Raw genomic sequence first — 12,797 nt, forward strand, 5'->3', positions numbered from 1 at the left:
GACACGGGACGGCGCGAGCAATGCCGCGACGGGCGACGGGACGCGTGAGTGATTCTGCGGTGGGTCGTGCGCGGCCGAACGTGCTCTGCGGCCGCGAGGTGAGCGGGAGTAGAATCCTTTTAGTCCGCCGCGTCGGTCTCTGGGAGTATGAACCCTGGAGACCGCGTGCGCGTGGAGCGGTCGGGGCGGACGAACGAGGGCGTCCTGCTCCCGTCGTCGACCTCGGACCACCTGGTAGTGAAACTCGACAGCGGCTACAATCTCGGCGTGGACCGGGAGGAGGCGTCGGTCGACGTCCTCGAATCGGACGTCTACGCCATCGAGGGCGGCGAAGAGGGGGAGGGCGCGGACTCCGCGGTCGAGTTCGACGACGACCTCCCCACCATCGCGCTCGTCTCGACGGGCGGCACCATCGCGTCGACGGTCGACTACCGGACGGGCGCGGTGACGGCGCAGTTCGACGCCGAGGACGTCCTGCGCGCCGTTCCGGACCTCGCGGGCCGCGCGAACTACCGCGGGCGCGTCGTCGCGAACATCCTCTCCGAGAACATGGACCCGTCCATCTGGCAGGAGCTCGCAAACGCCGTCGAGGAGGAGATTGCGGCGGGCGCGGACGGCGTCGTCGTGATGCACGGGACGGACACGATGCAGTACTCGGCGAGCGCGCTCTCCTACATGCTCGACACGCCCGTCCCCATCGTCTTCACGGGCAGCCAGCGCTCCGCCGACCGCCCCTCCTCGGACAACGTCATGAACGCCGTCTGCGCCGTCGAGGCCGCGAAGAGCGACGTCGCGGAAGTGATGGTCTGCATGCACGCCTCGGAGAGCGACACGCGCTGTGCGCTCCACCGCGGCACGCGCGTCCGGAAGAACCACACCTCCCGCCGCGACGCCTTCCAGACCATCGGCGGCGAACCCATCGGGCACGTCGACTACGACACCGAATCCGTGACGTTCGCGGACCGCGACGACCTCGCCGAGCGCGACGGCGTCGACCTCGACAGTCACGCGGCGATGAACGAGGACGTCGAACTCGTGAAGTTCACGCCCGGCATGGACCCCGCGTTCTTCGAGCACTGCGCGGACGCCGACGGCCTCATCATCGAAGGGACGGGGCTCGGGCACGTCCACACCGACCTCGTCTCCGTCGTCGACGACCTCGTCGACGGCGGCACGACGGTCGTGATGACGAGTCAGTGCCTCGAAGGCCGCGTCTGCGACCGCGTCTACGACACCGGCCGCGACCTCCTCGACGCCGGCGTCGTCGAGGCCGGCGACACCCTCCCCGGCACCGCGAAAGTCAAACTCATGTGGGCGCTCGCGAACACCGAGAGCCCCGAGACCGCCATGCAGCGTTCGCTCGCCGGCGAACTCACCGAGCGCTCCACGCCGTGGCGATGAGAATCCGGCGGGCGAGAGCAGCGGACTACGAGGACGTCGTCGCCTTCACAACGGACACGTGGGCGGACCGCCGGGAGGACGGCGGCGACTACATCCCCCGCGTCTTCGAGGACTGGGTCGAGTCGGACGGACCGCGCCAGCGCACGCTCGTCGCCGACCCCGAGGGAGCAGACGGCCTCGCCGGCCTCGCGCAGTTCGTCCTGCTCTCCGAGCACGAAGCGTGGGCGCAGGGGATGCGCACGAACCCCGCGTTCCGCGGCCGCGGCGTCGGCAGCCAGATCGTCCACGCGGGCTTCGACTGGGCGCGCGAACAGGGCGCGACGGTCGCCCGCAACATGGTCTTCTCGTGGAACGTCATGGGCCTCGGCCACTCGCGCGCCACCGGCTTCGACCCCTGCACCGAGTTCCGCTGGGTACACCCCGAACCGGACGAGGACGCCGCCGCGGCATCGCACGGCAGCGAGAGCCCCGCCGACGCCGACGCGGCGTGGTCGTTCTGGCGGCGCTCCGACGCCTCCGACGCGCTCCGCGGCCTCACGCTCGCGCCGGAGGAAACGTGGGCGCTCCGCGAACTCACCCGCGCCGACCTCCGCGACGCCGCCGCCGACGGCGACCTCCTCGTCACCGCCGACGACGGCACGAGCGGGTTCGCCCTCCACACCCGCACCGACGAGTACGACGGGACGACGCGCGCCGAGTACGGCGTCGCCGCGTGGCGCGACGCCGACGCCTGCCGCGACGTCCTCGCCGCCGTCCAGCGGGATGCCGCCGGCCGCGGCGTCGACGAGACCCGCGTCCTCGTCCCCGAGGACGTCGAAGCCGTCAGCGACGTCGCCGTCACCCGCACCGACATCGGCGAGGAACCCGACTTCGTCACCGAAGCCGACCTCACCGCCGACTACCGCGCCGACTGACTCGCCTCCCTCTTCCTCGTTCCCTTCCGCCCTCCGTCTCCCCCGCTACCCGCCGGATACCGGTGGGAAGAGGGCTAATTCGTCCGCTTCGTCGATATCTGTGTCGAGGCCGTCGAGGGTGTCGACGTCGCTCCCGTTCACGAGGACGTTGACGTGCGTCGAGAGGCTGCCGTCGTCCCCGTAGACGCGCGGCTCCAGGTCGGGATGGGCGGCGAGGAGCGCGTCGAGCGCGTCCCCGACCGTCGGGTTCTCGGCCTCCACGGCGACGGCGATTTCTTTCCCGCCGGCGATTTCGGCGAGGTCCGCGAAGAGCTTCCACTCCATACGCGTTTTTGTGGTGGCTGGCCCTAAGCGGTTTCCGACCGCGGCCGGCCCCGTGCTCGACGTCGCCGGTCGCCCGCTCGCACTGTACTCGACGTCGCCGGTCGCCTCCTCGCGCTGCTCCAGATTCCGCTCAGGCGTCGTCGGTGGCCTTCCCGGCGGTCGCGTCGGGTTTCGACGCGGCGGTTTCGACGCGGCGGATGGCGTCGGGACGGCCGAGGACGTAGAGGGTGTCGCCGGCGGCGAGCGCGCGGTTCCGCCGCGGAATCGGCGTGATCGTCCCGCTCACGGGGCGAATCGCGGCGACGGTCGTCTCGACGTCCGCGACGGTCTTCCCGGCGAGCGCGGCGTTCTCCGCGATGTCGACGGCGGCCATGGTCTCGTCGGCGGCGCGGAGCACGGAGACGAACTGGCGCTCCGCCGCCTGCTCGCCCGGCAGGGTGACGAGGCGGTAGTCGTTCCCCGCGATTTTCGCGGCGTCCTGGTCGTCGAGCGCGAGCGTCACGGTGTCGCCGGCGACGCCGCGTATCTCGCCGGTCGCGACGCGCTCGTGGGGCTCCTCGCGCGTCCAGACCTGCACGAGGTCGCCGGGGCTCGCCGCGTTCGGCGGGTCCGCCGTGACGGCCGCCGCGGCGGTTCCGGGGCCGAGCGTCGGGCCGAGCCCGGACGCCCGCCGCCCGAGCGCGATGTACTCGACCGTGCCGTCCGCCGCGAGGTCGACGTCGACGTACCCGATGTCGTAGTCGTCCTTCAATCGGTTCGCCACGCGACCCCGGAGGTCTTCGACCGTCAGCCGGCGCGGGAAGAGGAAGGTCTTCCCCGCGACCTCCGCCTTCACCTCGTCCGTGACGGGGTCGTAGCTGTCGATGTCGTGGATGGTGTCGGGAACCTCGACGGCGACCACGCGGCCGACCGCCTGCACGATCTGGCCGACGTCGCCCTCGATTTCGCGCGCGCCGAGGAACGCCGACGTCCCCATCGCGGCGCGGTCGCCGACACGCTGCCCCGCCGGGCTGACCGCGACGGCGGCGGCGAACGCCGTGACGTTGAACACGACCGCGCCGAACTCCAGCAGGTCCGTCTGCCCCTGCATCACCTGCGCGAACGCCGTCTTCGTGTTGAGGTAGAGCGCGACGCTGGAGATCGCGGCGAGCACCGTGATTCCGGTGGCGACGCGGTCGCGGAAGTAGACGCGGTAGACGAACGCGACGACCGCCGCCGTGAGCCCGGCGAGCACGCTCAGCCCGACGATGCGCGCGATGTCGACGACGTCGATGCCGAGGACGGCGACCATCAGGCGACCGCCTCCTCGAACGCGTTCAGCGCGTCGCGACTCCCGGCGACGAAGACGTCGTCCCCGGCGGCGAGCGCGGCGCTCCCGCGCGGCGCGACGACCCACGACCCGTCGTGGCGGACGGCGAGCACGGCGACCCCGTAGGTGTCGTGCACGTTCACCTCGCCGATGGTCGTGTCGGCGAGCGGGCCGTCCGCGGCGAGCGTGAGCCGGCGGATGCGCTGCCCGGACCGCCGGAGGAGGGAGACGAGCTCGAACTCACGCCGGGTCCCCCGCGACCGCACGACGACCGGCGCGTCGACCGCGGCGAGCAGGCGGTCCGCGTCAGCGCGCGCCACGGCGACCGTGACGCGCCCCCGGCCGCCCGTCGTCGTCGGCGCGGTCGGCGGTGGCGTCTTCGCCTCCGTCCCGCCGTCCGTCACCGCCCCCGGATTCGCGTTCTCGCCTTCGCCCTTCTCGGGTTTCTCCGCCTTCCCCCCGCTCTTCGCGGACACGACCGTCCCCGAAATCGGCTCGTCGAGGAGGACGGTGACTTCGTCGCCGCGCGCCACTCCCGTCGGGACGAGCGCGTTGATGGAGACCGCGCGCCGGTCGCGGGGGACGCGACGCGACACGCCCGACATCGGCGGGGCGGCGACGACGGTCGCCCGCGCCCGCTCGTCGATGGTGACGTGCGCGTCGGCGAGGTCGAAATCCGACCGCAAGCGGTCCTCGAACCGCCGCTCCACCTCCGTCAGCGGGAGGTCAGCCGGGAACGTCCACTCGGCCTCCCGAATCCGCGACCGGACGTCCTCGCTCATCTGCGGGTAGCCCTCCATGTCGCCGACGTTCCCGACGATGGACACGCGGACCTCGCGGAGGCCGCCGACGAACTCGACGACGTCGCCCGAGAACCGGCGGTCGCGGAGCCCCCGCAAACTCAGGTGTTTCGGGAGCGTCCCCCCGAGCTTGTCGCCCTGCCCGTGCGCGTAGAAGGAGAGCATCAACACGACCGTCACCGCGGTGAGAAGCATCGCGGCGTTCGGCTGCGTGAGGAGCGTCGGGTCGTTGTACGCCAACAGCCCGCCGTTCACGCCCGCGATGGCGAGCGCCAGAACGACCACACCGAACCCGGGAATCGACAGGCCGGTGACGTACTTGAACCCGAACCCGAACCCGAACGCGACGAGCGCGGGAATGATGCCCGCCAGCAGGCCGAGATAGACACCCTGCAGGAGCTGGATGCCCGGAAATTCGATCGCCATACTCACCGCGACGGACGGCGGCGATAAACCGCTTTCCGTGCCGGCCGCCCGGTGACAGAGGAGTTAAGGACGGCCCGCCCCCGGGGACGGTATGGCGGTGTCCAGAGACCGGTTCGCTCGCTCGCAGTTCGTCTTCGGGGCGACACTCGCCGTCGGCCTCCTCTCCATCGCGACCGGCATCGTGAACATGAGCGGGCCGACGCGCGGCCCGCTCGCGGCCTACCTCCCGCCGATGGTCGTCGAGACCGCCGCGTTCACCGGCGCGCTCACCGGCTTCCTCATCGTCCTCTCCGCCTTCGGCCTCCGCCGCGGCCTCCGCGCCGCCTGGTACGCCGTCGTCGTCCTCCTCCCCGTCACCGCCCTCCAAGGATTCGTTCAGGCGAGCGTCTACTCCTACCCGCTCGTCGCCGCGTCCGTCGTCGCCTTCCTCTCCGCCCTCCTCGCCTACGACCGCTACGACCGCGCTCTCCGCCTCTCCACCACCCAGTGGGCCGCCGCTCTCGCCCTCGGCGGCGTCCTCGCCTACGGCACCGTCGGAACCTACGCCCTCCGCGAACAGTTCACGAACGTCGAAACCCTCCTCGACGCCTTCTACTACACGCTCGTCACCGCCTCCACCGTCGGCTACGGCGACATGCTCCCCGCCTCTCAGGTCGCCCGCGTCTTCGCCCTCTCCGTCCTCGTCCTCGGCGTCGCCTCCTTCGGTATCGCCCTCGGCGCACTCATCGGCCCCGCCATCGAAGCCCGCTTCGCCGCCGCACTCGGAAGAATGACCCAATCACAACTCGAATCCCTCGACAACCACGTCATCGTCGCCGGCTACGGCGACCTGACCGAACCGATACTCGAAGAACTCCGCGCCGACGGCGTCGCCTTCCTCGTCGTCACCCCCGACCAGTCCCTCGGCGACACCCTCTCCAACCGCGGCATGAACGTCCTCGTCGCCGACCCCAGCGACGAGGAAGCCTTCGACCGCGGCGGCCTCGACCGCGCCCGCGCCGTCGTCGCCGCCACCAACGACGACGGCGAAGACGCCCTCGCCATCCTCACCGCCCGCCAACTCCGCCCCGACATCCACATCGTCGCCGCCGCCAGCGAACGCGAGAACGAACCCAAACTCAAACGCGCCGGCGCGGACACCGTCATCAGCCCCGCCGTCATCGGCGGCCGCCTCCTCGTCCGCTCCGCCCTCGGCGACCGCGAAGCCGAAACCGTCGCCGACGAAGTCCTCGAAAACGACTAACGCGGTTCTCGCTCCATGAGCGAGAACCGCGGGAAGGCGAACGGCGAGCGGGCGGACCCTTCGGTTCCGCCGAACGAACGGTGGCGAGAACGGAGTTCTCGCTCGAAACCGGAACGCGTCGCGTTCCGGTGACGGCATCGCCGCGAGTCCGGCGACCCGTGAGCCCGCGCGAAACGAGAAGCGGGAGCCGCTTAGAAGCGAGCGGTGAAACCGCGAGCCGGCGGCTGCGTGACGACCTCTACACGGCGAACGAATCGCTCGGCTTCTCGTAACTCACGCTCGGCCCAAGCCGCATCGACGCCGACTCACGCGCCTCGCGGCTCACTCCGAACTGCACATTCCGAATTACGTCTTCCGCGGACTCGCGGCTCGCTTCGCTCACCGCTCGTCTACTCGTGATTCTCGCTCGGTCGCTGGCGCACCCACTCCGAATTACGTCGGCTCGCGTGTCGCTCCCACAGGTCGCTCCCGCTCGCCATCCCGTGATTCTCACTCGGGCCTTCGGCCCTCGCTCCGAATCACGTGCATCACGTGCCCCGATGCACGACGGCGACGTCGGTCTCGACGTCCTGGATGCGTTCGAAGGTGGGGCGGAAGACGAAGCGGCTGGCGGCGGTGCGGTCGGTGGATGCGCCGACGAAGACGAGGTCGTAGTGGGCGTCGTTGCGTTCGACGAAGTCCTCGATGCGGGAGCGGGAGACCCGGGTTTCACAGCGGGAGTCGGCGATTTCGGTGAGGTTGGCGAGCATGGATTCGGCGTCGCGGCGTTCGCTCTCGGCGTCGATGCAGGAGCAGACGCTGACGGTGCCGCTGCGGCCGGCGAGGCGCTGGGCGTAGTCGACCATGGCGTGTGCGATGTCGCTGGCGCGGCGGACGGGGACCATGACGCGTTTCCACTCGGTGCGTTCGGTGTTGGATTTGAAGGCGACGACGTCCATATCGGAGCGGAAAAGCGTGCGGACGAGCGGGGTGATGGTGCCGTCGTCGGTCTCCTCGTAGGGGGTGACGACGAGGTCGCAGTTCGTCTCGTCGGCGGTGCGGAGGACGGTGTCGCCGGTGAGGCCGTCCTCGACGACGACGACGACCTCGCAGGGGACGCCGATGCGCGTCTCGATGCGGTCGGCGCGGCGTTCGAGGGCGCGGGCGGCGTCGGCGGCGGCGCGCGCTTCGTCGTCGACGACGTCGAGGAGGACGACTTTCCCGGCGTCGTGCGCGGCGGCGAGGCGCGCGGCGAACATCCCGGTCGCGGTGACGTGGTCGCCGTGGGCGGGGACGAGCACGTGGTCGTCGCCCTGCGTCGTCCGGTAGAGGTAGCGGGCGCGCTGTTCGTAGAACTCGCGCTTCCAGACGACGAAGACCCCGGCGATGATGGTCGTGGTGACGGCGACGGTGACGACGTAGAGGAAGCTCGTGGAGACGCCGAAGCCGAGGACGGTGATGAAGCGCCCGGGGTCGGTGAGGAGCACGAGGAGGGAGGTGGAGAAGGCAGTGGGGACTTCGAGGTCGAGCGCCCAGGTGAGGAGGCCGGCGAGGAAGATGCCGAGCGCGGCCGCCCACGAGTGCACGCCGATGGCGCTCGTCGGCTCGCTCGCCACGAGAACCGTCGCCTCGACGGCGAGCCACCCGCAGAACGCGCCGAGGCTCATCCCGCCGACGAACTTCCGCGGGTCGGCGTACCGGCCGTCGGGGTCCGCGAAGAGCGTGTACGTCCCGGACGCGAGCGGCGGGAAGAGGAGGAAGGAGACGATCTGGAGTTCGTTCGAGAGGAGCGTGACGAACCCGATGAGGAGCGGGACGAAGAAGAGGACGGACGCGTGCGTGAGGTTGCTCGTGTCCTCTAACCACCGGCGGAGCTCGCGGGCTTCCCGGCGTTCGAGCCGATGCGCGCGACGGCACTCCGCGCGGCATCGACGGCGGAGCCGCTCCAGCATACTCTGAGCCAAACCGACCGGCCGGTTTGTCTCTTTCTGTCCGCACCTACACGCGGCGAAAACGACCGGTCAATCAGCACGCGTAATCCGCCCGCGAAGCCGGCGCGAAGCCGGAAGGCGGAACCGCCACGCGAAGCCGGCGCGCGCACCGCGTGGCGTGCGCTGGACGCGCTTAGGCGAGGTCGGTGACTGCGTCCAGCGTGATGGCGATGGCGCGCTCGACGTTGTTCTTCGCTTTCTCGGGGAGCTCTTCGTCGCTGTCCGCGCCCTTCTGCGTGCCCTCGACGAGGTTGCCGTCGACGGTGCAGATCGCGCCGGCGCGCAGGCCCTTGCGGCGGGCGAGCGAGAAGACCGTCGCGGCCTCCATCTCGACGGCGAGTAGCCCGGCGTCGTTCCACGCGTCGACGAAGTCCTCGCTCTCGTTGTAGAAGGCGTCGTCGCTCACGATGGGGCCGACGTGGACGTCTTCGTCGTTCGCCTCGGCGGCGTCCACGAGGCTCGTGAGGACGCCGTAGTCGGGGACGGCGGGGATGACGGGAGACTCGTAGCGCTTCGACGTCCCCTCCTCTTTCGCCGCGCCGGTCGCGACGATCATGTCGCCGACCTCGATCTCGGATTGGAGCGCGCCGATGGTGCCGACGCGGACGAACGTCTCCACGCCCACTTTGGAGAGCTCTTCCACCGCGATGGCGGCGCTCGGACAGCCGATGCCCGTCGAGCAGATGGTGAGGTCGACGCCGTCGTACGTGGCGTTCACGACCTTGTACTCGCGGTTCTGCGCGACTTCCTCCACTGCCTCGCACTGCTTCGCGATGCGGTCGACGCGGCCGGGGTCGCCGGGGATGAGCGCGATGTCGTTCACGTCGCCGGGCTCGACGAGCAGGTGTGGCTGCTTGGCCATACCGGGTGAGTGACGCGTGCCGGCAAAAACGCCGTGGGTTCGCGGTTACTCGTCGGGCGCGACGGCGAGCCCGCGGACGCGGGTGTCGGCGTCGCTCGGCCACGAGACGGGGCGCGTGCTCCACGACGCGCCGCCGTCCGTCGACTCGTAGAGCCCGCGGTTCGTCGCCGCGAGGAACTGCTCGTCGTCGACGGCGGCGAGCGCGGGCGCGAGCAGGTCGCCCGCGGCGGGGAGGCCGCTCGCGCGCTCCCAGTCGCCGTCGTCGCGCGTGAAGACGGCCGCGCCGCCGTTCCGGTGCGCGGCGTCCGGGCCCGCGGCGGCGGCGACGACCCGTCGGTCCGGGTCGCCGGGGTCGACGGCGACGCTCCAGCAGTACGTGCGGTCGAGACCGCTTTCGAGCCACTCCCACGACCGGTTCGCGTTCGCGCTCTCCGCGTAGCCGTCGCCGGCGGCGGCGTAGACGCGCTCCGGGGCGTCCGGATGCGTGGCGACTTCGTGGGCGTCCCGCGGGCCGTCGGGCGCGCGGTCCTCCCACGTCTCCCCGCCGTCGGGCGTGTGCACGAGCGCGCCCGCCTCGACGGCGACGTAGACGCGCTCGGGGTCGGTCGCGTCGGGTTCGAGCCAGCGGACGTGGTGGGTGTCCGGCCGCGGCGGGAAACTCCAGTCGCGCCGCGAGCCGAGGTCGCGAAAGCCCGGGCACTCCGTCCACGGTTCGTCGCCGCGGCGGCGGTAGACGTGCGAGGGTTCGGTCCCCGCCCACGCGGTGCCGTCGGCTCCGTAGGCGACGGCGGTGACGGAGAACCCCTCGAACGTCCGGACTTCCGTCCACGTCGCCCCGCCGTCCGCCGTCTCGTGGAGGCCGTCGTCGGTCCCGCAGAGCGCGCGAGCGGGGTTGTCCGGGTGGACGGCGAGGCACGCCGGCGACGTTCCGGTGAGGGATTCGGTCGCCAGCCAGTCGTCCCTGACGGCGAGCACGCGGTCGGAGAGTGCGACGTAACAGACGGGCATGATTCCGCTCACGCGGCGCAGACCCTTAACGTTCGGCGCGCGCGGCGAGGAATTTTACCGGCCGGCGCGCTCGTCGAGGAACGCCGCGACCTCGTTCGCGGACGGCGCGGTCCGCGCGCCCGGCGACGCGGTGGCGAGCGCGCCGCAGGCGTTCGCGTACGCCAGCGCCTCCCGCGGCCCGCCGCCGGCGAGCGTGACGTGGACGAACCCGGCGGCGAACGCGTCCCCCGCGCCCGTCGTGTCCACGGTGTCCACGGAGAACCCGGGGTGTTCGACCGTGCCGTGACTCGTGTGGAGAATCGCGCCGCCCTCCCCGCGTTTCACGGCGACGACCGTTCCGGCGTCGACGAGGGCGTCGATGCCGATGCTCTGCGCCTCGCGGCCGTTGAGGAAGACGAGGTCGGCGAGCGCGAGCGTCTCGGAGAAGTCGCGGTCGTCGAGGCGGCGACCCGGGTCGAAGCTCACCGGGACGCCGGCGCGCCGCGCGACCGACGCGAGCCACGCCGCCGTCTCGGGCTTCTGACTCGTCAGGTGGAGGTGGCCCGCGTCCGCGACGAACGACCTCTCGACGTCACCCGGCTCCACGGCCTCGTTCGCGCCGTCGTTCCCGAGCACCATCACCTCGCCGCTCGGCGCGACGACGAGGTACTTCACGCTCGTCTCCGCGTCCGGGACGACGACGAGCTGCTCCAGCGTGATTCCCGCGGCGCGGAGGTCGCGGCGCGCCGCGAGGCCGTGCTCGTCGTCGCCGACGCTCCCGACGAGCCCCACCGACTCGTCGAGGCCGGCGAGCACGCTCGCCGCGTTCGCCGCGCTCCCGCCGCCCGCCCGGCGCTGCTCGGTGATCTTCGACTCGCCGTCGGGCTCGGGGAGCGCGTCGACGCGCAGCGTCACGTCCCAGTTCACGTGTCCAGCGACGACGACGTCGACCACGATACCCGCGCGTTCGCCCCCCGCGACGTTAAGCCTCGGGTTCCCACTCGCGAACGCCGCTCGCTGTGGGGACGCGGCGACCCGGAACGGCTCTGCCGCCGCCGCTGAAACCCCTTCCAGTCTCTGAGGGCTCCACGTAGATTCCCTCCGACTGCGGCCGACTGAGAGCTATCGTCCAGCCGACTGACACTCGCCGGGAAACGCCGTCTTCGACCCGGAGAACTCATAGTGGCACGGTCCATAGCCTGCGGCGCGCTCAGGACCGTCCGCGGGGGACGGGGGAGTCGAGATGACGGAGGAGAAACCAACGAAACGAATCGGTGTACTGAGCTTACACAACAGCAAGGAGACGAAGGCCATTCTGAACGCCGTCGAGGCGCTCGGCCACGAGCCCGTGTGGCTCCGCGAGGAGACGCTCTCCTTCGCGGTCGAGGACGGCAGCGGAGTCGTCGACCCGCCGGTCGACGCGGTCGTGAATCGTCTGCTGCTCGCGAAGAGCAACACGGCGCTCTCCGACCTCGGCGTCGTCGAACTCTTCGAGGACCGCGACGTCCCGGTGGTGAACCCGACGCGGGCGGTGTTGCGGACGACGTACGAGCCGGCGGCGCTCCGCGTGCTCGCGGACGCCGGCGTCCCCGTACCGAACACCTACCAGGACTTCGACGGGCTGAGCGACGATTCGACGGCCGCGGCCCGCTACGTCCGCAAACCGGTGCTCGGGACGAACGCGGCCGGCGTCTCTATCGCGGAGGAGAGCGACCACCGGCCGCCGGCGAGCCGCCGGACGCTCATCCAGGAGTTCGTCGACACGTCCGGCGACCGCGCGTCCGACGTCCGTGTGTACGTCGTCGGCGGCGACGTCGTCGGGGCGATGCGCCGGCACGCGCCCGACGACGACTGGCGGACGAACGTCGCCGTCGGCGGCGCGGTCGAGGACGTCACCGACACTATCGACGACGACGTGCGGGAGATGGCGGTCCGCGCGGTCGACGCGCTCGACCTCGACGCCGCCGGCGTGGACGTCATCGGGACGGGCGACCGCCCGTTCGTCCTCGAAGTCAACGCCACCGCCGGCTTCAAAGGCCTCTTCGACGCCACCGGGAGGAGCGTCGCGCCGCACATCGCGCGCCTCGCCATCGAGCGCGCCGGCGGCAGCGTGGACGAGGCTGGGTTCGCGGCGCACGAGACCAGCCTCGTCGACGAGTGGCCGGCGTGCGCGCCCGACCTCTCCGGCGACGACGCCTTTCGCACCGTCGGCTACACCGAGCAGGTCGACGTCGCCGCCGGCGGCGGCATCGAGACCGCCGTCGCGAAGTCGGACACGGGCGCGAAACGCAGCACGGTCGACCTGACGCTCGCCGCCCGCATCGGCGCGGGGCCGCTCGAAGGGACGACGAGCGTGCGCTCCGGGTCGAGCAAATCCAGCAGCTCCCGGCCGCTCGTCACGCTCGACATCCGCGTCGGCGACCGCTGGCACGAGGTGACCTGCGACGTCATCGACCGCGAACACATGAACTACCCCGTCCTCCTCGGCCGCGACATCCTCGACGACTACTTCGTCGACGTCTCGACGCGCGCGCCGACGGACGACAAAGCCGAGGAGTAGG

General features: G+C 71.3%; 11 protein-coding genes. 4 read left to right on the top strand and 7 right to left on the bottom strand.

Annotation, left to right across the window (positions count from 1 at the left end; translation table 11 throughout):
• Positions 1-147: 147 nt before the first annotated feature.
• Positions 148-1,401, top strand: coding sequence for a Glu-tRNA(Gln) amidotransferase subunit GatD (gatD, locus tag IEY26_RS03650; RefSeq protein WP_188975945.1), 1,254 nt, complete (start codon positions 148-150; stop codon positions 1,399-1,401).
• Positions 1,398-2,315 carry a GNAT family N-acetyltransferase gene (locus tag IEY26_RS03655; RefSeq protein WP_188975947.1) on the top strand — a complete coding sequence of 306 codons (918 nt, stop codon included), beginning with the start codon at positions 1,398-1,400 and terminating at the stop codon, positions 2,313-2,315. Before gatD ends, IEY26_RS03655 begins: the two co-directional genes overlap by 4 nt.
• A gap of 45 nt (positions 2,316-2,360) precedes the next feature.
• Here the strand turns inward: IEY26_RS03655 and IEY26_RS03660 are convergent, their stop codons facing one another.
• The 3 genes from IEY26_RS03660 to IEY26_RS03670 form a co-directional block, all read right to left on the bottom strand.
• Positions 2,361-2,639: a ubiquitin-like small modifier protein 1 gene (locus IEY26_RS03660; RefSeq protein WP_188975949.1), complete on the bottom strand. Its 279-nt coding sequence runs from the start codon at positions 2,637-2,639 to the stop codon at positions 2,361-2,363.
• Positions 2,640-2,769: 130 nt separating this feature from the next.
• Complete coding sequence (locus IEY26_RS03665; protein ID WP_188975952.1) at positions 2,770-3,930, bottom strand: TrkA C-terminal domain-containing protein; 1,161 nt, start codon at positions 3,928-3,930, stop codon at positions 2,770-2,772.
• Positions 3,930-5,174: a potassium channel family protein gene (locus tag IEY26_RS03670; protein ID WP_229773904.1), complete on the bottom strand. Its 1,245-nt coding sequence runs from the start codon at positions 5,172-5,174 to the stop codon at positions 3,930-3,932. Before IEY26_RS03670 ends, IEY26_RS03665 begins: the two co-directional genes overlap by 1 nt.
• 91 nt (positions 5,175-5,265) lie before the next feature.
• Between IEY26_RS03670 and IEY26_RS03675 the strand changes: the two genes are divergently transcribed.
• Positions 5,266-6,417 (top strand): NAD-binding protein, encoded by a 1,152-nt coding sequence (locus tag IEY26_RS03675; RefSeq protein ID WP_188975953.1) that lies wholly within the window; start codon positions 5,266-5,268, stop codon positions 6,415-6,417.
• A 527-nt stretch (positions 6,418-6,944) separates the two neighbouring features.
• On the opposite strand, the gene IEY26_RS03680 is transcribed toward IEY26_RS03675, so the two are convergent.
• The 4 genes from IEY26_RS03680 to IEY26_RS03695 all read right to left on the bottom strand — a co-directional run bounded on the left by IEY26_RS03680 (position 6,945) and on the right by IEY26_RS03695 (position 11,190).
• Complete coding sequence (locus IEY26_RS03680) at positions 6,945-8,348, bottom strand: HPP family protein (RefSeq protein ID WP_188975955.1); 1,404 nt, start codon at positions 8,346-8,348, stop codon at positions 6,945-6,947.
• 172 nt (positions 8,349-8,520) lie between these two features.
• Positions 8,521-9,249 (bottom strand): nucleoside phosphorylase, encoded by a 729-nt coding sequence (locus IEY26_RS03685; protein WP_188975957.1) that lies wholly within the window; start codon positions 9,247-9,249, stop codon positions 8,521-8,523.
• A gap of 45 nt (positions 9,250-9,294) precedes the next feature.
• Positions 9,295-10,257, bottom strand: a complete 963-nt coding sequence (locus IEY26_RS03690) for a WD40/YVTN/BNR-like repeat-containing protein (RefSeq protein ID WP_188975959.1) — start codon at positions 10,255-10,257, stop codon at positions 9,295-9,297.
• 54 nt (positions 10,258-10,311) lie between these two features.
• Positions 10,312-11,190 carry a carbohydrate kinase family protein gene (locus IEY26_RS03695; protein ID WP_188975961.1) on the bottom strand — a complete coding sequence of 293 codons (879 nt, stop codon included), beginning with the start codon at positions 11,188-11,190 and terminating at the stop codon, positions 10,312-10,314.
• Positions 11,191-11,479: 289 nt separating this feature from the next.
• On the opposite strand from IEY26_RS03695, the gene IEY26_RS03700 reads away from it, so the two are divergent.
• Positions 11,480-12,796 (top strand): ATP-grasp domain-containing protein, encoded by a 1,317-nt coding sequence (locus IEY26_RS03700; RefSeq protein WP_188975964.1) that lies wholly within the window; start codon positions 11,480-11,482, stop codon positions 12,794-12,796.
• The last annotated feature ends 1 nt before the right edge of the window (position 12,797 follow it).

Source organism: Halocalculus aciditolerans (genome assembly GCF_014647475.1).
GTDB lineage: Archaea > Halobacteriota > Halobacteria > Halobacteriales > Halobacteriaceae > Halocalculus > Halocalculus aciditolerans.

Coding starts and splice junctions, on each gene's coding strand:
- gatD (WP_188975945.1), top strand. CDS start 148: ATGAACCCTGGAGACCGCGTGCGCGTGGAGCGGTCGGGGCGGACGAAC.
- IEY26_RS03655 (WP_188975947.1), top strand. CDS start 1,398: ATGAGAATCCGGCGGGCGAGAGCAGCGGACTACGAGGACGTCGTCGCC.
- IEY26_RS03660 (WP_188975949.1), bottom strand. CDS start 2,639: ATGGAGTGGAAGCTCTTCGCGGACCTCGCCGAAATCGCCGGCGGGAAA.
- IEY26_RS03665 (WP_188975952.1), bottom strand. CDS start 3,930: ATGGTCGCCGTCCTCGGCATCGACGTCGTCGACATCGCGCGCATCGTC.
- IEY26_RS03670 (WP_229773904.1), bottom strand. CDS start 5,174: ATGGCGATCGAATTTCCGGGCATCCAGCTCCTGCAGGGTGTCTATCTC.
- IEY26_RS03675 (WP_188975953.1), top strand. CDS start 5,266: ATGGCGGTGTCCAGAGACCGGTTCGCTCGCTCGCAGTTCGTCTTCGGG.
- IEY26_RS03680 (WP_188975955.1), bottom strand. CDS start 8,348: ATGCTGGAGCGGCTCCGCCGTCGATGCCGCGCGGAGTGCCGTCGCGCG.
- IEY26_RS03685 (WP_188975957.1), bottom strand. CDS start 9,249: ATGGCCAAGCAGCCACACCTGCTCGTCGAGCCCGGCGACGTGAACGAC.
- IEY26_RS03690 (WP_188975959.1), bottom strand. CDS start 10,257: ATGCCCGTCTGTTACGTCGCACTCTCCGACCGCGTGCTCGCCGTCAGG.
- IEY26_RS03700 (WP_188975964.1), top strand. CDS start 11,480: ATGACGGAGGAGAAACCAACGAAACGAATCGGTGTACTGAGCTTACAC.